18 protein-coding genes are annotated in these 19,703 nt (G+C 73.1%); 6 read left to right on the plus strand and 12 right to left on the minus strand.

Features of this window, described 5'->3' with window-relative positions; translation table 11 throughout:
• Nucleotides 1-3: 3 nt before the first annotated feature.
• The 4 genes from IE260_RS14660 to IE260_RS14675 form a co-directional block, all read right to left on the minus strand.
• The gene (locus IE260_RS14660) at nt 4-999 is read right to left on the minus strand and encodes an ABC transporter substrate-binding protein (protein ID WP_189872131.1); all 996 of its coding nucleotides are present in this window, start codon (nt 997-999) and stop codon (nt 4-6) included.
• Between the two features lie 79 nt (nt 1,000-1,078).
• Nucleotides 1,079-1,924 (minus strand): ABC transporter ATP-binding protein, encoded by an 846-nt coding sequence (locus IE260_RS14665; RefSeq protein WP_189871779.1) that lies wholly within the window; start codon nt 1,922-1,924, stop codon nt 1,079-1,081.
• Nucleotides 1,925-2,144: 220 nt separating this feature from the next.
• Nucleotides 2,145-3,206 carry a FecCD family ABC transporter permease gene (locus IE260_RS14670; RefSeq protein ID WP_189871781.1) on the minus strand — a complete coding sequence of 354 codons (1,062 nt, stop codon included), beginning with the start codon at nt 3,204-3,206 and terminating at the stop codon, nt 2,145-2,147.
• Nucleotides 3,203-4,195 carry a FecCD family ABC transporter permease gene (locus IE260_RS14675; RefSeq protein ID WP_189871783.1) on the minus strand — a complete coding sequence of 331 codons (993 nt, stop codon included), beginning with the start codon at nt 4,193-4,195 and terminating at the stop codon, nt 3,203-3,205. The genes IE260_RS14670 and IE260_RS14675 overlap by 4 nt, the downstream gene beginning before the upstream one ends.
• Before the next feature lie 153 nt (nt 4,196-4,348).
• Between IE260_RS14675 and IE260_RS14680 the strand changes: the two genes are divergently transcribed.
• Nucleotides 4,349-4,993 (plus strand): HAD family hydrolase, encoded by a 645-nt coding sequence (locus IE260_RS14680; protein ID WP_189871785.1) that lies wholly within the window; start codon nt 4,349-4,351, stop codon nt 4,991-4,993.
• On the opposite strand, the gene IE260_RS14685 is transcribed toward IE260_RS14680, so the two are convergent.
• A complete protein-coding gene (locus IE260_RS14685; RefSeq protein ID WP_189871787.1) occupies nt 4,960-5,220 on the minus strand; it encodes a hypothetical protein in 261 nt (86 codons plus the stop codon). The genes IE260_RS14680 and IE260_RS14685 overlap by 34 nt on opposite strands.
• A gap of 162 nt (nt 5,221-5,382) precedes the next feature.
• Here IE260_RS14685 and IE260_RS42790 point away from each other — a divergent pair, with 162 nt between their 5' ends.
• Complete coding sequence (locus tag IE260_RS42790) at nt 5,383-5,766, plus strand: cold-shock protein (RefSeq protein ID WP_189871789.1); 384 nt, start codon at nt 5,383-5,385, stop codon at nt 5,764-5,766.
• 6 nt (nt 5,767-5,772) lie between these two features.
• Here the strand turns inward: IE260_RS42790 and IE260_RS14695 are convergent, their stop codons facing one another.
• From IE260_RS14695 to IE260_RS14710, 4 genes are read right to left on the minus strand one after another with little or no spacing between them, the layout of a single operon-like run.
• A complete protein-coding gene (locus IE260_RS14695) occupies nt 5,773-6,621 on the minus strand; it encodes a 1,4-dihydroxy-6-naphtoate synthase (RefSeq protein ID WP_189871791.1) in 849 nt (282 codons plus the stop codon).
• Nucleotides 6,611-7,321: a futalosine hydrolase gene (locus IE260_RS14700; RefSeq protein ID WP_189871793.1), complete on the minus strand. Its 711-nt coding sequence runs from the start codon at nt 7,319-7,321 to the stop codon at nt 6,611-6,613. Before IE260_RS14700 ends, IE260_RS14695 begins: the two co-directional genes overlap by 11 nt.
• 11 nt (nt 7,322-7,332) lie before the next feature.
• Entirely contained in the window at nt 7,333-7,821 is a 489-nt protein-coding gene (locus tag IE260_RS14705; RefSeq protein ID WP_189871794.1) for a DUF2771 domain-containing protein, read from the minus strand.
• 59 nt (nt 7,822-7,880) lie between these two features.
• On the minus strand, nt 7,881-9,269 hold the full coding sequence (locus tag IE260_RS14710) for an MFS transporter (protein WP_189871796.1): 1,389 nt from the start codon (nt 9,267-9,269) through the stop codon (nt 7,881-7,883).
• A 346-nt stretch (nt 9,270-9,615) separates the two neighbouring features.
• Here IE260_RS14710 and IE260_RS14715 point away from each other — a divergent pair, with 346 nt between their 5' ends.
• A complete protein-coding gene (locus IE260_RS14715) occupies nt 9,616-10,542 on the plus strand; it encodes a DUF3027 domain-containing protein (RefSeq protein ID WP_189871798.1) in 927 nt (308 codons plus the stop codon).
• Nucleotides 10,543-11,270: 728 nt separating this feature from the next.
• Nucleotides 11,271-14,393, plus strand: coding sequence for a sacsin N-terminal ATP-binding-like domain-containing protein (locus IE260_RS14720; RefSeq protein ID WP_189871800.1), 3,123 nt, complete (start codon nt 11,271-11,273; stop codon nt 14,391-14,393).
• A 142-nt stretch (nt 14,394-14,535) separates the two neighbouring features.
• On the opposite strand, the gene IE260_RS14725 is transcribed toward IE260_RS14720, so the two are convergent.
• The gene (locus IE260_RS14725) at nt 14,536-16,929 is read right to left on the minus strand and encodes an HAD-IC family P-type ATPase (RefSeq protein WP_189871803.1); all 2,394 of its coding nucleotides are present in this window, start codon (nt 16,927-16,929) and stop codon (nt 14,536-14,538) included.
• Between the two features lie 100 nt (nt 16,930-17,029).
• Nucleotides 17,030-17,281 (minus strand): DUF2530 domain-containing protein, encoded by a 252-nt coding sequence (locus IE260_RS14730; protein ID WP_189871804.1) that lies wholly within the window; start codon nt 17,279-17,281, stop codon nt 17,030-17,032.
• A gap of 171 nt (nt 17,282-17,452) precedes the next feature.
• Between IE260_RS14730 and IE260_RS14735 the strand changes: the two genes are divergently transcribed.
• Nucleotides 17,453-18,910, plus strand: coding sequence for an NCS2 family permease (locus IE260_RS14735; protein WP_189871806.1), 1,458 nt, complete (start codon nt 17,453-17,455; stop codon nt 18,908-18,910).
• Nucleotides 18,911-18,920: 10 nt separating this feature from the next.
• On the opposite strand, the gene IE260_RS14740 is transcribed toward IE260_RS14735, so the two are convergent.
• Nucleotides 18,921-19,103, minus strand: coding sequence for a ribbon-helix-helix protein, CopG family (locus tag IE260_RS14740; RefSeq protein WP_189871808.1), 183 nt, complete (start codon nt 19,101-19,103; stop codon nt 18,921-18,923).
• Between the two features lie 155 nt (nt 19,104-19,258).
• Here IE260_RS14740 and IE260_RS14745 point away from each other — a divergent pair, with 155 nt between their 5' ends.
• A complete protein-coding gene (locus tag IE260_RS14745; RefSeq protein WP_189871810.1) occupies nt 19,259-19,696 on the plus strand; it encodes a MarR family winged helix-turn-helix transcriptional regulator in 438 nt (145 codons plus the stop codon).
• Nucleotides 19,697-19,703 lie beyond the last annotated feature (7 nt).

The raw sequence follows: 19,703 nt of genomic DNA on the forward strand, positions 1-19,703 counted from the left end.
GGATCACTTGGCCAGCTTGGCTTCCAGCTCGTCCAGGATCTGGTCGGCGGCGGTGTAGCCGATGCCCATGAACCACAGGTCGTCGTTGACGTGGAAGGCCCGGCCCGCCTTGACGGCCTTCATGTTCTTCCACAGGGAGCCGTCCAGGGTCTTGGACTCCCCGGACTTCGACGAGTCGCCGAAGGACGTGTAGAAGACCACGTCCGCGTCCGCCTTGTCGATCTGCTCGGGGCTGACCTCGTAGGCGAAGCCGTCCTCGGCCTTGTCGACGACGGCGGGGCGTCCGAGCCCGGCGTCCTCGAGCACCGTGCCGATGTAGTTCTTGCGGCCGTAGAGCCGGATGTCGCCGCCCTCGACGAAGCGGGTCGCGCTGACGGTGGTCTGCGCGGCCTTCTCCTCGCCGCCGAGCGCCTCGGTGACCTCCGCCGCGTGCTTCTCGTACTCGGTGACGACCTTCTTGGCCTCCTCCTGCTTGCCGAGCGCCTCGGCGTGCAGCAGGAAGTTCTCCTTCCAGGGGTAACCGACGCCCTCGGCGAAGACGGTGGGGGCGATCTTCGACAGCTCGTCGTAGCGGTCGGCGTCCCGGACCTTGCTGCTGAGGATCAGGTCCGGCTTGAGCGCGGCGATCTTCTCCAGGCTGGGAGCGGCGATGTTGCCGACCTTCTCGATGCCCTGGATCCGGTCCTCGGGCAGGTAGCTGAGGAAGCCGTCGGCGACTCCGGCGTGGGTGGCGCCGACCGGCTTGACGCCGAGCGTGATGGCGGAGTCCAGCTCTGCGGTGTCGAGGACGACGACCCGCTTCGGCTCGTTCGGCACCTTCACGTCACCCATGACGGTCTTCACGACGTGCGTGCCGCCGTCGGCGGCGCCCTTGTCCGCCCCGGAGCCGGCTGCGGAGTCCGATCCGGAGCCGCATGCGGCCAGGGCGAGGGAGCCGACGAGGGCGGCGGAGGTCGCGAGCGCCGCGCGGCGCCGGCGCGGCGCGGCGGCGGAGGTCATCGGGGTCATGAGGGTTCCTTTCCGGGTGTACGGCCGGTGGGCCGCCGTGGTGCCGTACGGCAACCGGGGATACGACGGCTCACGTCGTCCGCACGGGGGACGAGACGGAGTCCGTGGGGGGTGTCTTCGGGGGCGGCGAGGGCTGCCAGGGGCGTCCCGGCACGATCAGCGGGCCGCCGGTCACCGGGTCCGGTACGACCACGCAGTCCAGGCCGAACACCTCGCGCACCAGCTCCGCGGTGACGACCTCGGACGGCGGGCCCTCGGCGACGACCCGGCCCGCCTTCATGGCGACCAGGTGACCGGCGTAGCGCGCGGCCTGGTTCAGGTCGTGCAGGACGACCGCGACCGTGCGGCCCTTGTCGTGGTTCAGCTGCCGGACCAGGTCCAGCACCTCCACCTGGTGGGCGATGTCCAGGTACGTCGTCGGCTCGTCCAGCAGCAGCAGTTCCGTCTCCTGCGCCAGCGCCATGGCGATCCACACGCGCTGGCGCTGCCCGCCCGACAGCTCGTCCACGGGCCGGTCGGCGAGCGCCGCCACGTCCGTGCGCTCCATCGCGTCGGCCACCGCGCGCTCGTCGGCCTCCGACCACTGCCGCCACCAGCGCTGGTGCGGCTGGCGCCCACGCGCCACCAGGTCGCCGACCGTGATCGCCTCGGGGGCGACCGGTGTCTGCGGCAGCAGCCCGATCTGCTGGGCGATCCGCCGGGTGGGCAGTTCGGCGAGTGCCTGCCCGTCCAGCAGCACGGCCCCGCCCTTCGGCTTCAGCAGCCGGCCGAGGGCCCGCAGGGTCGTCGACTTGCCGCACGCGTTCGGTCCGACGATCACGGTGACCTCCCCGTCGGGGATGTCGAGGTCGAGGGAGTCGACGACGGTGCGGTCCTCGTAGGCGAGCGTCAGTCCGCGGGTGCTGAGCCTGGTCATCGGGTGCCTCCGGCGTACCGGTGGCCGCGGGGCCTGGTCATCGGGTCCCTCCGGTCGGCTGGGGACGCTGGGTGCGGGCGCGGGGCGTTCGGGGCTGGGCGCGAGGGACCGGCCGGGCCGGCGGGTACTTCCGGCCGGCTGTCGGGGGCGGGGGCGTACGCCGGGTGGTGCCGGGCGGGGCGGGGCCGCCGGGTTCGGCTGTCGCGGGCGCTCGGCCGGGTCATCGGGTGCCTCCGTTGCGGCTGCGGACGATCAGCCAGATCAGGTACGGCGCCCCCACGGCCGCCGTCAGCACGCCCACCGGGAGTTCCGTGGGCGCGAACAGGCGGCGGGCCAGCAGGTCGCCGAGGACGACGATCACGGCGCCGAGCAGGGCCGAGCAGACGAGCGGGATCTGCGCGGTACGGGTGAGGCGGCGGGCGATCTGCGGGGCGAGCAGCGCCACGAAGTCGACGGGGCCCGCGGCGCCCGTGGCCAGGGACGCCAGCACGATCCCGAGCAGCGCCAGCCCGAACCGCACCCGGCCCAGCCGCACCCCGAGCGCGGTCGCCGTGTCGTCGTCGAGCCCGACCGTGCGCTGGGCCCGCGCCGCCCACGCCACCGCCGGCAGCAGCAGCACCAGCGCCCAGCCGAGCGGCTCGGACACCTCCCAGCCGCGGCCGTTGAGCGACCCGGCCATCCACACCTGGGCCTGCTGGGCGACGACGTACTCGCCCTTCGTCATGAACAGCGTGGTGACCGACCGCAGCGCGATCGCGAAGCCGATGCCGATCACCACGAACCGGGCCGCGTGCAGCCCGCCGCGCCAGGCCGCCAGGTACACGAGCAGCGCGGCGAGCAGGCCGCCCGCGACCGACAGGTACGGCAGCACCGTGTACGAGGTGACGCCGAAGGTCAGCGCACCGACCGTGACCGCGCTCGCGCCCTGGCTGATGCCGATGACGTCCGGGCTGGCCAGCGGGTTGCGCGCGACCGTCTGGATCAGTGCGCCCGCCACCCCGAAGGCGGCCCCGACCAGCAGGGCGACCACCAGCCGCGGTGCCCGCAGCGTGCCGACGACCAGCTCGTCCGGCGACGGCCGTCCGAGGACCACGTCCAGGGCGGAGGCGGGGGAGACGAAGGACTCGCCCACGCACAGGTACGCCAGTGACACCGCGGCCAGCGCCAGCGTGAGCGTCCCCGCGGCGACGAGGGAGCGGCGGTGCAGCAGAAAGGCGGCCGGGCCCGGCCGCAGCACGGCGTACCCGGTGGGTCGCAGGGGGCGTATCGACGCGGAGGTCATGCCGGCACCGCCTTCCGGCGCACCAGCAGCACCAGGAACGGCACCCCGATCAGCGCGGTCGTCACGCCCGCCGGCACTTCGCCGGGCGGGAAGACGATCCGGCCGACCACGTCGGAGACCAGGAGCATCACCGGACCGATCAGCGCGGCCAGCGGCAGCACCCAGCGGTGGTCGCCTCCGACGACCGCGCGGGTGATGTGCGGCACGGCGAGTCCGACGAACGCGATCGGCCCGGCGGCGGCCACGCCGACACCGGTGAGCACGGTGGCGCCGAGCCCGCCGACGATCCGGACCACCGCGACCCGCTGCCCCAGCCCGCGGGCCACGTCGTCGCCGAGGGCGAGCGCGTCCAGACCGCGCGCCACCGACAGCACCAGGACCGCGCCCACCAGCAGGAACGGCCACACCTGGCCGACTATCTGCGCGTCCCGTCCGGAGAGCGAGCCGACCTGCCAGAAACGGAACTCGTCGAGCGCCGCGGCCTTCGTGGTCAGGACGGCGGTGACGACCGCCACCAGCAGGGCGTTGATCGCGGCGCCCGCCAGCGCCAGCTTCACGGGCGTCGCCCCGCCCCGCCCGCCGGCGGCGACGGCGTAGACCGCGACGGAGGCGAGCGCGGCCCCGGCGAACGCGAACCAGACGTAGCCGGCGAGCGTGTGCACCCCCGCGAAGGCGATGGCGAGCACGACTCCGACCGAGGCCCCCTGGCTGACACCGAGGATGCCGGGATCGGCGACCGGGTTGCGGGTGATGCCCTGCAGAACCGTTCCGGCGAGGGCGAGTCCCGCACCGACCAGCACCCCGACCAGGGTCCGCGGCAGCCGCATCTCGCGCACCACCTCGGCGGCCTCGCCGTGCCCGCCGTGCAGCAGGGCGTCGAACACCGCCGACGGCGCGATCGGACGGGCACCGACGGCCAGGCTGAGCAGCATCGCGAGCGCCAGGGCCAGGACGGCCGCGGGGATCGCGACGGCACGTCTGGCTCGCATGGACGGGCTCTCCTTCGACGGGAACGACGGTAAAGGGTAGGTAAGGCTTGGCTGAGTTTAGGCCAAGACCGTACGCAGGTTGTGCCCCGCCCATGCACAGCCCGTGCACGGGTGCCGTGAGGGACGTCCCGGCACCCCGGCACAATGGGCGGCATGGCCACAACGACCCGCCCCGCACCGACCGTCGGCTTCGATCTCGACATGACCCTGATCGACTCGCGCCCCGGCATCCGCGCCTGCTACCTGGCGCTGACCGAGAGGACGGGGACGTACGTCGACGCCGACCTGGCCGTCACGCGGCTCGGGCCTCCACTGGAGCAGGAGCTGGCGAACTGGTTCCCGGCGGACGAGATCGCGGCCACCGCCGAGCTGTACCGCGCGATGTACCCGACCTACGCCGTCGCCGCCACGCCCGCGCTGCCCGGCGCCCGGGAGGCGATCGCGGCCGTGCGCGAGGCCGGCGGGCGGGCGATCGTCGTCACCGCCAAGTACGAGCCGAACGCCAAACTGCACCTGGAGCACCTCGGTATGGAACCGGACGCGGTCATAGGTGATCTGTGGGCGGAGCGGAAGGCGGTCGCGCTGCGCGAGCACGGCGCGGACGTGTACGTCGGCGACCACCTGGGCGACGTGCGCGGCGCCCGTACGGCGGGCGCCCGCTCCGTGGCCGTCGCCAGCGGTCCGTGCAGCGAGGAGGAACTGCGCGCGGCCGGTGCCGACGTGGTCCTCAGCGACCTGACGGAATTCCCCGAATGGCTCGCGGCCTACCGGGAGGGACTGGACGCCGCCCGAGCCTGACGCCGCCCCGCCGCGATCGACCGGAGCACACCCGCGCCGGCGATGAGGAACCCGACTCCCATGAGCATGCTCAATCCGAACATGTATGTGGGAAAGGGCGTCGTTCCCAGAAACAGCGGGGCCACCGTGACCAGTGTGGCCACGGTACCGATGAAGAAGACGATCGCACCGGCGCGGATCAGCCGATCACCGGGCGCGGCGGAATTCGTTTGGGTTTTGTCACGCACCCGACCAGGGTAGTTCCCAGCGCGAGAGAACAACCGGGCGACGTCTTGTCACCGGCCTGAAGACCATTAGCCTTGGTACCGGCGGGTCCGACGACCCGCCCAAGTGCTATCAAGAGCCGTTTCAGAAGCAGTTTTCCGACGAGTACGAGGACGAGGACAGACGTGCCTACCGGCAAGGTCAAGTGGTTCAACAGCGAGAAGGGCTTCGGCTTTCTCTCCCGCGACGACGGCGGTGACGTCTTCGTCCATTCCTCGGTCCTCCCCGCCGGAGTCGAGACCCTGAAGCCCGGCCAGCGCGTGGAGTTCGGCGTGGTCGCCGGCCAGCGCGGCGACCAGGCCCTGTCCCTGACCCTGCTGGAACCGGCGCCGTCCGTCGCCGCCGCCCAGCGCAAGAAGCCGGACGAACTGGCCTCCATCGTCCAGGACCTGACGACGCTCCTGGAGAACATCACCCCGATGCTGGAGAAGGGCCGCTACCCCGACAAGACCTCCGGCAAGAAGATCGCCGGGCTGCTCCGCGCGGTCGCGGACCAGCTCGACGTCTAGGACCCGTCAGGGAAAGGCGAGCGCGTCCGGGCCGAGGGCCGGTACCAGGCCCTCGGCCGCCGCACGCGTCAGCAGACCCCGCACCGCCGCGTAACCGTCCTCGCCGAGGTCGGCGGTGAACTCGTTGACGTACAGCCCGATGTGCTGGTCGGCGACGGCCGGGTCCATCTCCTGGGCGTGCTCCATGACGTACGGACGGGACACCTCGGGGTCGTCCCAGGCGGAGCGCACGGACGTGCGGATCGAGTCGGCGAGCAGCTCCAGCGCCCGCGCACCCAGCGACCGCCTGGCGATGATCGCGCCGAGCGGGATGGGCAGCCCGGTGCTGCGCTCCCAGTGCTCACCCATGTCGGCGAGCTTGTGCAGCCCGTAGTTCCGGTAGGTGAAGCGCGCCTCGTGGATCACGAGCCCGGCGTCGACCTTGCCGTCCCGCACGGCGGGCATGATCTCGTGGAACGGCATGACCACGATCTCCCCGACCCCGCCGGGCACGGTGTCCGCCGCCCACAGCCGGAACAGCAGGTACGCCGTCGACTTCTCGCTCGGCACCGCGACCGTGCGGCCGCGCAGGTCGGCGCCCGCCTCCCGGGTCAGCACCAGCGGCCCGCAGCCCCGGCCCAGTGCGCCCCCGCAGGGCAGCAGGGCGTACCGGTCGAGGACGTACGGCAGTACGGCGTACGACACCTTCAGCACGTCGTACTCGCCGCGCTCGGCCATGCCGTTGGTGATGTCGATGTCCGCGAACGTCACGTCCAGGGCGGGGGCGCCGGGGACGCGGCCGTGGGCCAGGGCGTCGAAGACGAAGGTGTCGTTCGGGCAGGGGGAGTAGGCGATCTGCAGGGGCTCAGCGGTCATGTGGGTTCCAACTCGTCAGGACGGGCGCGAGCTTCCCGAAAGCATCCGTCAGGGCCGTGAGCGCGTCACCGATGCGCCAGGCGGCCCGGTCGCGGGGGCCGACGGGGTTGGAGACCGCGCGCAGCTCCAGCACGGGCACCCCGTGCGCGGCGGCGGCCTCGGCGACGCCGAAGCCCTCCATGGCCTCGGCCAGGGCGCGCGGATGGCGGGCGCGCAGCAGCGCGGCGCGCTCGGCGGTGCCGGTCACGGTGGACCCGGTCAGGACGGTGCCGGGGCGCGCCCCGGTCGCGTCGGCGACCGCGCGGACCAGCTCGGCGGGCGGGCGATGGGTGACGGTCCCGAAGCCGAGGTCGGTGACCGGAAGGAAACCGTCGGCCGTCTCGGCGCCCAGGTCGGCGGCGGTGATCTCGTCGGCGACGACGAGGGAGCCGACGGGCGCCGCGGGCGCGAAGCCGCCGCCGATCCCGGCCGAGACGACCAGGCCGTACGGGGCGGCGTCGAGGGCAGCGGCGGTGAGCGCGGCGGCGGTGGAGGCGGCGGCGAGCGCCGGGCCGACACCGGCCGCCAGGAGGTCGCAGGCGCCGCCCGGAAGCCGATGGAGCGTCACTGAGGGACGGGGCACCTCCCGGACCGGTCCCGGGAACGCCCGAGCCACCGCGTCCCGCTCGGCGGGGACCGCGGTGGCCACGAGGACGCGCACGGAGGACGTGGTCAGTCGTCCTTCTTCAGCTTGAAGGACCACAGCCCGGTGGCCTCGTCGCTGTCGTCCTTGCCGTCGCCAGCCTTGATGGTGACGAGGGTCGAGTCGCCCTGCGCACCGTACTGGGCGTTGAAGAACACGCTGCCCGGGACCGTACGGTAGGTCTTGTCGCTGTCGTCGGTGAGCTGCTGACCGTTCATCAGGATGGTCCAGCGCCGCTCGGCGACCTCCGGGTCCACACCGAGGCGCACGGTCTCGTCGGGGTCGACCGTGATGGACTTGACGTCCTTGTCCTGCAGGCACTTCTGGATGTCGGCGGTCTTGAGGACCTCGTCCTCACCGCCGCAGGTGGCCTCGGAGCTGACCGAGGAGCTGCCGACCGTGATCGTCGACATCGGCGTCGGCTGGTCACACGCCGACAGCAGGAGCAGTCCGGCGGATACGGCGCCGGCGGCGGCGACGGCGCGGCGGCGTCGCACAGCGGATTGCAACGTGGTCATGGGCGAAGGCTATCTGGCATGCCCACCGCGTTCCCCACCTGGGTACGGCGTGCCGTACGTCACGCCACCCTCGGCCGTGTGCCGCCGCCGCGCCGGGCCGAGCCGATCAGGCCCCGAGCGGTGGTCAGCCAGCCGGTGGCGACGATCACCGCGGCCACCGACAGGCCGAGCGTGCCGTTCAGCGGCAGCGCGATGCCGACCCCTCCGCCGACCACCCAGGACACCTGCAGCAGCGTCTCCGACCGGGCGAACGCCGAGGTACGGACCTGCTCGGGCACGTCCCGCTGGATCAGCGCGTCCAGCGACAGCTTGGCCAGCGCCTGCGCGAACCCGGCGATCGCGGCCAGACCCGCCACCAGGACCGCGCCGAAGAACACCGCGGCCGTGACCGCCGCGGCCAGCACGAACGCCACGACCGTCACGATGATGATCTCCGGCGCCCGTGACCGCAGCCACGCCCCGACCGCCGTGCCCAGCGCGTTGCCCGCGCCGGCCGCGACGGCCACCATCCCCAGGGACACGGCCGCGCTCTGGCCCGTCATCGGGTGCTCGCGCAGCAGGAAGGCGAGGAAGAAGATCAGGAAGCCGGACAGGCAGCGGATGGCGGCGTTGGCGGCCAGGGCGTGCGTGACCGCCGTACCGACCGTGCGCAGCCCGGGACGCTTGACCGGCTTGCGGTGCGGCCCGTGCAGATGCCGCTCGTCCGCGGCGAGCAGCGCGCGGTCCTCACCGCGCGCCGAGTCCACCTTCGGCGGCAGGGTGAAGGACAGGACCGTGCCCACCACGAAGATCAGGAAAGCGCCGTACAGCGGCCAGCGCGGCCCGATCTGCTGCAACCCGGCGCCGATCGGCGCCGCGACGCCGGTGGCGAGCAGCCCGCACAGCGTCACCCGCGAGTTCGCCTTCACCAGGGAGAAGCGGGGCGGCAGCAGCCGCGGCACCACCGCGCTTCTGACCACGCCGTACGCCTTGGAGGCGACCAGCACGCCCAGCGCCGCCGGATACAGCTCGATGCCGCCGGTGACGACCGCCCCGGACAGCACCAGCGCGAGCAGCGCCCGGGCCGCCATGGCGGTCGCCATCGCCGCGCGGCGGCCGTGCGGGACGCGGTCCAGCAGCGGGCCGATCACGGGGGCGAGGAGCGTGAACGGCGCCATGGTGATGGCGAGGTACAGCGCGACCCGGCCACGGGCCTCGTCGGTCGGTACGGAGAAGAAGACGGTGGAGGCGAGGGCGACGGTGATCATGACGTCGCCGGCGCCGTTCACCCCGTGCAGTTCGATCAGCTTGCCGAGGCCCGACTCGCCGGCGCCGTGCGCGTGGGTGGCCCGGCGGATGCCGCGGGCCGTCCCGGTCACCGGTATGTGCAGGGCGCGGCCGATCGTACGGAACCGCCCGGGACCGCGTCCCCGGCTCCCGCTCTTGAACTCCGTCCGTGCGGCTGCCACCCCGTCATAGTGCCCCGGGAGCCGGGCGTATAGCGCCGATACGGCACGGATGGCGCTGATCGGGTCGGGCGGGACACCCGGGGGGAGCCGGGGCCGGGGCCGGGATCGTGCCCTCGCCGAAACCTCCGTCGGTGTAGGCCCAGCGCACATGAGCAGGTAGCGTGCGTAGCGCGCCGTGGCGAACGCTCTCGGCCGCGCGCCGTACGGCCATACCGCAGAATGGATGACGTAGGTGCGCCCGAGCGCGATCGGGCGCGGACGTCGACGCGGTCCACAGGTCCGCTCCGTCCGCCCCTCGCAGGTAGCGGCGCACTCGTGAGACGGCGTATGGAGAGAAGCGATACCTGTGAGCGCAGCGACAACGCGAAGCCGCACCCCCGACCGCCTGTGCGCCGAGGCGGTCGACCTCGCCCGGGCCGCGGCCGAGGAGGCAGCCGCGCCCGGCGTGGTCGGCGAGCACGAGGGACTCGTGTCGGAAGGTGACCGGGTGGTCACGCACTTCTTCGCCTGCAAGGAACTCGGGTACCGGGGCTGGCGCTGGGCCGTGACCGTGGCCCGCGCCTCCCGCGCCAAGATCGTCACGGTGGACGAGGCGGTCCTGCTGCCCGGCCCCGACGCCATACTCGCCCCCGAGTGGGTGCCGTGGAGCGAGCGGCTGCGCCCCGGCGACATGGGCCCGGGCGACCTGCTGCCCACCGACGCCGAGGACCTGCGTCTGGAGCCGGGCTGGTCCGGGGAGGACGAGCCGCCGCCGAACTCCGCCGTCTCCCACGAGATGGCCGACCTGGTGGAGGCCGAGGACGCCGAGGTCACGGCGGGCCCGCCGGCCGAGCTGCCGGCCGCCCCGGCGCGCGGCTCGATCGCGGCGGTCGCCGAGGAACTGGGCCTGCGCCGCGCCCGCGTGCTGTCCCGGTACGGACTGCACATCGCGGCGGACCGCTGGGAGGAGTCCTTCGGAGCCAAGACGGCGATGGCGCAGGCGGCCCCCGCCACCTGCGCCTCCTGCGGGTTCCTCGCCCGCATCGGCGGCTCCCTGGGCCAGGCGTTCGGCGTGTGCGCCAACGAGTTCTCCCCCGCCGACGGCCGGGTCGTCTCGCTGGCCTACGGCTGCGGAGGCCACTCCGAGGCCGCGGTCATGCCGAAGCCGCCGCAGCCGGCTCCGCCGGTGATCGACGAGACGCGGATCGACCCGTTCCCGCTGCGGCCGGCGTCGGACTCGGGCTCGGTCCCGGTGACGGAGGACGAGTCGTCGGCGGAGCTGGGGCATTCCTGAGCGGCTGCGGTGGTGCCGGGGCGGCTGCGGTCGCCTTCGGGTACGCATCGTCGCCGGGCGCGGGTGCGAGTGCCGTCGCCGGGTGCGGATGCGTCGTGGCGCGCGTCCCGGGGGCTGCGCCCCCGGACCCCCGTCGGCCTTGACGGCCTCGTCCTCAAACGCCGGACGGGCTGGAAGACGGTGCTGACCGGCGCTCGGACGCGCGCCGTCGGACGGCTGGGGAGTGGTGCTGACCGGCGCTCGGTCCCGGGCCGTCGGGACGGCTGGGAGGTGGAGCCGACCGGTATTCGGACGTGTGCCGTCGGGATGCTGGGAGACGGGGCTGACCGGCGCTCGGTCCCGGGCCGTCGGGACGGCTGAGGTGGCTCCGACCAGGGCTCGGGCGTGGATCGTCGGCGCGGGTTGAGAATGGTGCTGACCGGGCTCTACGGCTGATCGCCGGACGGGCCGGGACGACGCCGACCGGCGCTCGGGCGCGGTACGTCAGGCGGCCGGCACGGCGCTGACCGGGCTCGACGGCTGATCGCCGGACGGGCCGACGCGGCGCTGAGCGGCGCTCGGTCGCAGGTCTTCGGGATGCTGGGAGATGGGGCAGGCCGACCGGCGTCCGGTCCCGGACCGCCGGGACGGCCGGGACGGCTCCGGCCCCCGGCTCGACCGCTGGACGCCGGACCGGCGGGTCGGCGTCCTCGCGGTACCTTCGTGATCCGTCGATGAGGAGAGTGACCGTGAGCAAGTTCGTGCGGCCCGCCGCCGAGGGCGCGGACCCGTTCGGTACGGCACGTCTGCGGCGCGGGGTGCTGGACGCCTGGGCGACGAGCCCCGCCAGGTTCCGTGAGGACGCCAACGCCGAGGAGGACCTCGTCCTCGGCGGCTACCGGGACCGGCTGGTCGTCGAGCTCGCCCAGAACGCCGCCGACGCCGCCGCCCGCGCGGGTGTGCCCGGCCGGCTCCGGCTCACCCTGCGCGACGGCGTCCTCGTCGCCGCCAACACCGGCGCCCCGCTGGACGCGGCCGGCGTCGAGTCGCTGTCCACCCTGCGCGCCTCCGCCAAACGGGACACCGCCGCGGGCGCCGTCGGCCGGTTCGGCGTCGGCTTCGCCGCCGTCCTCGCCGTCACCGACGAGCCCGCCGTCGTCGGCCGGCACGGCGGCGTGCGCTGGTCCCTGGCCGAGGCCCGCGACCTGGCCGCCGACACCGCCCGGCACAGCCCCGGCCTCGGCGACGAGATCCGCCGCCGCGACGGCCACGTCCCGCTGCTGCGGCTGCCCTACGCCGCCGAGGGCACCGCCCCCGACCCGTACGACACGGTCGTCATCCTCCCGCTGCGCGACGCGGCAGCCGCCGACCTCACCGAACGGCTCCTGCACGCCGTCGACGACGCCCTGCTCCTCGCCCTGCCCGGCCTGGAGGAGGTGGTGATCGAGACGACGGACGTGCGCACCCTGCGCCGCCGCGCCGCGGGCGCCCTGACCGTCGTGGCGGACTCCCGCGAGGGCACCACCCACTGGCGCACCACCGCCGCGCACGGCCCCCTCACCCCCGACCTCCTCGCCGACCGCCCGGTCGAGGAGCGGCTGCGTCCGCACTGGTCGGTCACCTGGGCCGTGCCCGTCGACGACGAGGGCGCCCCCGTCCGGCCCCGCACCACCCCGGTCGTCCACGCCCCCACCCCCAGCGACGAACCGCTCGGTGTCCCCGCCCTGCTCATCGCGTCCTTCCCGCTGGACTCCACCCGCCGGCACGCCGCGCCCGGCCCGCTGACCGACTTCCTGGTGCAGCGGGCCGCGGACTCCTACACCGAACTCCTCGCCGGCTGGCGCCCGGTCACCGCCCGGATCATCGACCTCGTGCCCGGCCCGCTGGGCAAGGGCGAGCTGGACGGCGCGCTGCGGCAGGCGATCCTCGACCGGCTGCCGCGCACCTCCTTCCTGCCCCCGGCCGTCCCGCCGGCCGGCCACGAGGCCGAGGACCTGCCCGAGTCGCTGCGGCCCCGCGACGCCGAGGTGGTCGAAGGCGCCGGCGCCGACACCGTCCGGGTGCTGGCCGAGGTGCTGCCCACCCTGCTGCCCGCCGGTCTGGAGCGCCGGGCGGAACTGCGCACCCTGGGCGTGGCCCGGGTCCCGCTGACCGACGCCGTCGACCGGCTGGCCGGACTGGAGAAGGAGCCGGACTGGTGGCGGCGCCTGTACGACAGCCTCGCCGGGGTCGACCCCGACCGGCTGTCCGGGCTTCCGGTGCCGCTGGCCGACGGGCGCACGACCATCGGCCCCCGGCAGGTCCTGCTGCCCACCGCGGACGCGGCCTCCCTCGACCCGGAGATCCTCGCCCGCCTCGGCCTCAAGGTCGCCCACCCGGACGCCGCGCATCCCCTGCTGGAGAAGCTCGGCGCCCTCCCGGCCGTGCCCCGGGCCGTGCTCACCACCCCGCAGGTCCGGGCCGCCGTCGCCGCCTCGCTGGACGACGCGGGCGGCACGAACTGGGAGGAGGACGCCCTCGACGCCGAGGAACTGGCCGACACCGTCCTCGGGCTGGTGCGCGACGCCGGCCTCGACCCCGGCGACGAGCCATGGCTGGGCGCGCTCGCCCTGACCGACGAGGACGGCGAGCTGTCCCCGGCGGGCGAACTCGTCTTCCCCGGCGGGCCCTTCGCGCAGGTGATGCGCGAGGGCGAACTCGCCGCCGTGGACGCCGAACTCGCCGAGAGGTGGGGCCCGGAACCCCTGGCGGCCTGCGGTGTCCTCGTCGACTTCGCCCTCGTCCGGGCCACCGACGTCGTCCTGGACCCGGACGAACTGGAGCCCCGCGACGGGGACTTCGCCGAGCCGGACGACGCGGGCCTGCTGGACGCGGTGGACGTGTGGAGCGAGGACGTCCTCGACCGCTTCCCGGACAGCCCCGTACCCCCGGTCGCCACCGAGATCGTCGCCGTACGCGATCTGGACCTGGTGGACGACGCCAAGTGGGCCCAGGCCCTCGCCCTGCTGTCGAAGCCGCCCTTCCGCGACGCGATCGTCCAGCCGGTGCGGATCCTGCTGGCGGACGGCACGCACGAGGTCGTACGGCCGTACACCGCCTGGTGGCTGCGCGGTCACCCGGTGCTCGGCGGGCGCCGTCCGGCCGGGCTGCGCGCCGCCGGCGGCGACCCGCTGCTGCGCGGCCTGTACGACGAGGCCGACGCCACCGGCTTCGACGACGAGCAGGTCCTGCGGGCGCTCGGCGTACGGACGTCCGTCGCGGCGCTCCTGGACGAGCCCGGCGGCGCGGCCGAGCTGCTGGACCGGCTCGCCGACCCCGACCGCCCGGTCACGGCCGCCCAGCTCCACGCCCTGTACGGGGCGCTCGCCGAGCTGGACCCCGAGCAGGTGACCCTGCCGGACGAGCTGCGTGCCGTGGTCGACGGCCGGGTCGAGGTGGTGGACGCCGCCGACGCCGTGGTCGTCGACTCGCCCGACCTGCTGCCCTTCACCTCGGGTGTGCCGCTGCTGCCCGTACGGCCGACGCGGGCGGCCGACCTGGCGGAGCTGTTCCAGGTGCGGCGGCTGAGCGAGTCGGTCACCGGCCGGGTGGACTCCGACGGCGCCGAGCACGACGTACCGGAGCCGGTGCGGGTGCTGCTCGGGGCGCGGACCCCGGCGTCGTACGTCGAGCACGAGGAACTCGTCGTCGACGGCGTGGAGATCGACTGGCGGCTGACCGACGACGGCGTCCTGCACGCCGCGACCCTGGAGGGCGTCGCCGCCGGACTCGCGTGGGCGGCCGGTCAGTGGCCGCGCCGGTTCGAGGTCGCGGCGCTGCTGGAGGATCCGTCGCGGACCGAGGAACTGGCCCGGGACCGCTGGTTCGACTGAGGCACGGCGCCTCACGGCCGGAGGGAGGAACGCGCCCTCGAGGGGCGCGGGGCCGAGGATTCGGCTCCGCCCCGAGGGCGCGACCGGCCACCGCGGCTCCGCGGTGACCCACGGACTGGTCGGGCCCGACCACGGCGGAGCGTCACGCCGGGATGCGGCGGTCGACCCACCTCCACAGGATCTCCAGGGTGGCCGCCGCCACCGCCGCGATGGCGACCGCCGCCCACGGCATCGTCACCCCGACCAGCTTGAGCGCGAAGAAGTCCTGGAGCCACGGCACCACCAGAACCACCAGGAACGCCGCGCCCATCGCCGCGACCAGCGCGACGCGCCACCAGGTGTAGGGGCGGGCGATGATCGCCAGCACCCACATCGAGATCAGGAAGAGCGTCAGCGTCGCCGCGCTGGTCTCCGCGTCCAGCGCGCCCGGCCCCGAGTAGTGGTGCCGGGCGACCAGGTACGTCGCGAAGGTCGCCGCCGCGGCCACCACGCCGCCCGGGATCGCGTAGCGCATCACCCTGCGCACGAAGTTGGGCCTGGCGCGCTCCTTGTTCGGCGCGAGGGCCAGGAAGAAGGCCGGGACGCCGATGGTGAGGGTGGACAGCAGGGTGAGATGGCGGGGCAGGAACGGGTACTCGACCTGCGAGCACACCACCAGGACGGCCAGCAGCACGGAGTACACCGTCTTCACCAGGAACAGGGTCGCGACCCGGGTGATGTTGCCGATGACCCGGCGTCCCTCGGCCACCACCGACGGCAGAGTGGCGAAGCTGTTGTTCAGCAACACGATCTGGGCGACCGCGCGGGTGGCCTCCGAGCCCGAGCCCATCGCCACCCCGATGTCGGCGTCCTTCAGCGCGAGGACGTCGTTCACGCCGTCCCCGGTCATCGCCACCGTGTGCCCGCGTGACTGCAGGGCGCCCACCATCTCCCGCTTCTGCTGCGGGGTGACCCGCCCGAACACCGTGCCGTCGTCGAGGGCCTCGGCCATCCCGTCCCGCTCGGCGGGCAGCCGGCGCGCGTCCACGGCGGAGCCGGACAGCCCCAGCTTGGCGGCCACGGCCCCCACCGACACCGCGTTGTCACCGGAGATGACCTTGGCGCGGACGTTCTGGTCGGCGAAGTAGCGCAGGGTGTCGGCGGCGTCCGGCCGCAGCCGCTGCTCCAGGACGACCAGCGCGGTCGGCGCCGGGTCCCGCGCCACCTCGGTGTCGTCGAGCTCCCGGTCGGTCCGGGCCAGCAGCAGGACCCGCATGCCCTGCTCGTTGAGCCGCCCGGTCTCGGCGAGGGCGGGGTCGTCCTCGGCCAGCAGCACGTCCGGCGCCCCCAGCAGCCACGTGCTCGACTCGCCGTCGCCCTCGCTGAAGGTGGCGCCGCTGTACTTGCGGGCGGAGGAGAAGGGCAGCGCCTCGGTGCAGCGCCACTCCTCGGCGTCCGGGTAGGCATCGATGACCGCCCGCAGGGAGGCGTTCGGTCGCGGGTCGGACTCGCCGAGGGCGCCGAGGACCTTGCGCACGTACTCCTCGTCGGCGCCGTTCAGCGTCCGCAGCTCGGTGACGTCCATGCCGCCCTCGGTCAGCGTGCCGGTCTTGTCCAGGCAGACGGTGTCGACCCGGGCGAGCCCCTCGATGGCGGGCAGCTCCTGGACGAGGCACTGCTTGCGGCCGAGCCGGATGACGCCGATCGCGAAGGCGACCGAGGTGAGCAGCACCAGGCCCTCCGGGACCATGGGCACGATGCCGCCCACCGTCCGCGCGACGGAGTCCTTCAGGTCGTTGTCCTTGACGATCAGCTGGCTGATGACCAGGCCGATCGCGGTCGGGACCATCATCCACGTGACGTACTTCAGGATCGTGGAGATCCCGGAGCGCAGCTCGGACTGGACCAGAGTGAACCGGGACGCCTCCTCGGCGAGCTGCGCCGCGTACGCCTCCCGCCCCACCTTGGTCGCGGCGAACGCCCCGCCGCCCGCGACCACGAAGCTGCCGGACATGACCTGGTCCCCGGGCCGCTTGACGACCGGGTCGGCCTCACCGGTGAGCAGCGACTCGTCGATCTCCAGCCCGTCCGCCTCGACGCACACCCCGTCGACGACGGCCTTGTCCCCGGGGCCGATCTCGATGACGTCGTCCAGGACGATCTCCGACGTACTGACCTCGGCGGCCAGCCCGTCCCGGCGCACGGTCGGCCGTACCTCGCCGATCAGCGCCAGGGAGTCCAGGGTCTTCTTCGCCCGCCACTCCTGCACGATGCCGATGCCGGTGTTGGCGAGGATCACGAAGCCGAACAGGCTGTCCTGGATCGGCGCCACGAACAGCATGATCACCCAGAGCACACCGATGATCGCGTTGAACCGGGTGAAGACGTTGGCGCGGACGATGTCGGCCAGGGAGCGGCTGCTGCGCACCGGCACGTCGTTGATCTGACCGCGCGCGACCCGTTCGGCGACTTCGGCGGCGGTCAGCCCGGTGGCCGGTGTGGGGGCCGGAGCAGGGTGCACAGGGTCGAGTTCGGCGCCCGCGTCGATGTGCGTCATGCATTCGACGGTACGGGCGGAGCCACGGCTTCACCCGCCGAGTGGGCGGAAGATCCGACCTGGGTAGGACGGGCGGAGCGGCCGGTGTGCTGCCGCGGTACTACGCGGCGCGCTCGGCCCGCTTGATCGCGGCGTCCCGCTTGCGCACGTACCAGATGCCGATCAGTCCGAGGCCGCCGCCGGCCAGGCAGGTCCACAGCCACCAGGTGTGCCCGTGGTCGTCGAACCAGCCGTAGAAGGGCAGCTGGACCAGGAAGAGGACGAACCAGACGACGGTGCCGCCGGTGATGGTGGCGACCACGGGCCCCTCCAGGGGCTCCGGCGCCTCGTGCGTAGGTGTCCACTTCGCCATGCGTACAGCTTACGAGGGGGCTTCGCGGTGCCCTTCGCCACACGGGTCTACGCGCGGAGATAGCGATCTGCGGCTCATACGTTCATACTGAATCCGTTTGTCTCTGACCGCTTTCATTCGTAGGAAACACCAACAAGGCCGTGGGGGAACCTGTTGGTGATGAGGTCCCGCATGTCCACCTCGGCCTCCGCCAAGGTCCCCCCTGCCCCCGAGTCGCCCGAAGACCGGCGGCCCCCGCAGAACGCCCTCGACCGCTACTTCAAGATCTCCGAGCGCGGCAGCACGCTGGCCCGGGAGATCCGCGGCGGTCTCGCCACCTTCTTCGCGATGGCCTACATCATCGTGCTGAACCCGATCATCCTGGGCAGCGCGAAGGACATGTACGGCCACCAGCTGGACAACGGCCAGCTGGTCACCGCGACCGCGCTGACGGCGGCGTTCACCACGCTCCTCATGGGCGTCATCGGCAACGTCCCGATCGCGCTCGCCGCCGGCCTCGGCGTGAACTCCGTGGTCGCCCTCCAGCTCGCCCCGCGGATGTCCTGGCCGGACGCCATGGGCATGGTGGTGCTGGCCGGCTTCGTGGTGATGCTGCTGGTCGCCACCGGCCTGCGCGAACGGGTGATGAACGCCGTGCCCTACGGCCTGCGCAAGGCCATCGCGATCGGTATCGGCCTGTTCATCATGCTCATCGGCCTCGTCGACTCCGGGTTCGTCACCCGGATGCCGGACGCCGCCCAGACCACCGTCCCGCTCCAGCTGGGCACGGGCGGCCACCTGGTCGGCTGGCCGGTGCTGGTCTTCGTCCTCGGCGTGCTGCTCACGCTGGCGCTGATCGTCCGCAAGACCCCCGGCGCCATCCTGATCTCCATCGTCGTGATGACCGTCGTCGCGATGATCATCAACGCCGTCGCCGAGATCCCCTCCTGGGGTCTGACCACCCCGACCTGGCCCGGCAACCCGGTCTCCACACCCGACTTCGGCCTGGTCGGCCAGGTCAGCCTGTTCGGCGGGTTCGAGAAGGTCGGCGTCCTGACCGGCGTCCTCTTCGTCTTCACCGTCCTGCTGTCCTGCTTCTTCGACGCCATGGGCACGATCATGGCCGTCAGCGACGAGGCCAAGCTGACCGACGCCGAGGGCCAGATGCCCGGCATCAACAAGGTCCTGCTCGTCGACGGCCTCGCGGTCGCCTCGGGCGGTGCCAGCTCCTCCTCGGCCACGACCTGCTTCGTGGAGTCCACGGCCGGCGTCGGCGAAGGCGCCCGCACCGGCTTCGCCAACATCGTCACCGGCGCGCTGTTCGCCGTGGCCCTGTTCCTCACGCCGGTCGCCACGATGGTGCCGTCCCAGGCGGCCACCCCGGCACTGGTCGCGGTCGGCTTCCTGATCCTGGCCGGCTCGATCAGGGAGATCGACTGGGCCGACTACACGATCGCCGTCCCGGCCTTCGTGACGATGCTGATGATGCCCTTCACCTACTCGATCACCAACGGCATCGGCATGGGCTTCATCACCTTCTGCGTGCTGCGCCTGGCGGCCGGGCGGGGCCGCGAGGTGCCGGTGGCGATGTACGCGGTGTCGGCGGTGTTCGCCTTCTACTACCTGATGCCGGCCCTGGGCCTGACCTGACCGGCGGGTCTCAGTTGACCCCGTAGAACCGTTCCGTCTCCTCGACGGCGGACTGGAACCGCTCGTCGAAGTCATCCCGAATGAGCGTCCGGACGACATAGTCCTGGACGCTCATTCCTCTTTTCGCCGCATGGTGCCGGAGCCGTTCGAGCAGTTCTCCGTCTATCCGCAGGCTGAGCACGCTGGTCCCCATGGGCACGAGGGTCACCTCACACCGACGGGCGACGCCTCGGTTTCCGGAAACAGCTCACTCGTTCGGGTGATGCTCACGTTTCAGTGGCCCGCGTCACGGGCATAGCGCCGCGCCCGCGGTGGTATTTCGCCAGACTAATGAGTTACGCTAAAGACATGCCGGACCTCAACCATGGCGACGACGCCGCCGCCGTGAACTCCCTGCGATCCGCCGTGATGCGGCTGTCCCGTCGGCTCAAGCACCAGAGGGTCGACGAGTCGCTCAGCCCCACCGAGATGTCGGTGCTCGGCACGCTGTCGAACTGCGGCAGCGCGACCCCGGGCGAACTCGCCCGCAAGGAACACGTCCAGCCGCCCTCGATGACCCGCATCGTGGCGCTGCTGGAGGCCAAGGGGCTGGTCCGTCTGGAGCCGCACCCCGAGGACCGGCGCCAGAAGGTCGTGACGCACACCGAGCGGGCCGTGGTGATGCTCGAGGAGAGCCGCCGCAAGCGGAACGCGTTCCTGGCCGCGCTGGTCGAGGGGCTCGACGAGGACGAGTGGGCGAAACTGCGCGCCGCCGCCCCCGTGCTGGAGAAGCTCGCACACCTGTAAACAGCAT

Source organism: Streptomyces viridiviolaceus (assembly GCF_014650995.1).
GTDB classification, from domain to species: Bacteria; Actinomycetota; Actinomycetes; order Streptomycetales; family Streptomycetaceae; genus Streptomyces; species Streptomyces viridiviolaceus.

What these genes read in the sequence shown, in the direction of transcription:
- IE260_RS14735 (WP_189871806.1), top strand. Translation starts at nt 17,453, where the DNA reads ATGTCCACCTCGGCCTCCGCCAAGGTCCCCCCTGCCCCCGAGTCGCCC.
- IE260_RS14740 (WP_189871808.1), bottom strand. Translation starts at nt 19,103, where the DNA reads ATGGGGACCAGCGTGCTCAGCCTGCGGATAGACGGAGAACTGCTCGAA.
- IE260_RS14660 (WP_189872131.1), bottom strand. Translation starts at nt 999, where the DNA reads ATGACCTCCGCCGCCGCGCCGCGCCGGCGCCGCGCGGCGCTCGCGACC.
- IE260_RS14705 (WP_189871794.1), bottom strand. Translation starts at nt 7,821, where the DNA reads ATGACCACGTTGCAATCCGCTGTGCGACGCCGCCGCGCCGTCGCCGCC.
- IE260_RS14670 (WP_189871781.1), bottom strand. Translation starts at nt 3,206, where the DNA reads ATGACCTCCGCGTCGATACGCCCCCTGCGACCCACCGGGTACGCCGTG.
- IE260_RS14725 (WP_189871803.1), bottom strand. Translation starts at nt 16,929, where the DNA reads ATGACGCACATCGACGCGGGCGCCGAACTCGACCCTGTGCACCCTGCT.
- IE260_RS14665 (WP_189871779.1), bottom strand. Translation starts at nt 1,924, where the DNA reads ATGACCAGGCTCAGCACCCGCGGACTGACGCTCGCCTACGAGGACCGC.
- IE260_RS14745 (WP_189871810.1), top strand. Translation starts at nt 19,259, where the DNA reads ATGCCGGACCTCAACCATGGCGACGACGCCGCCGCCGTGAACTCCCTG.
- IE260_RS14730 (WP_189871804.1), bottom strand. Translation starts at nt 17,281, where the DNA reads ATGGCGAAGTGGACACCTACGCACGAGGCGCCGGAGCCCCTGGAGGGG.
- IE260_RS14675 (WP_189871783.1), bottom strand. Translation starts at nt 4,195, where the DNA reads ATGCGAGCCAGACGTGCCGTCGCGATCCCCGCGGCCGTCCTGGCCCTG.
- IE260_RS14695 (WP_189871791.1), bottom strand. Translation starts at nt 6,621, where the DNA reads ATGACCGCTGAGCCCCTGCAGATCGCCTACTCCCCCTGCCCGAACGAC.
- IE260_RS14680 (WP_189871785.1), top strand. Translation starts at nt 4,349, where the DNA reads ATGGCCACAACGACCCGCCCCGCACCGACCGTCGGCTTCGATCTCGAC.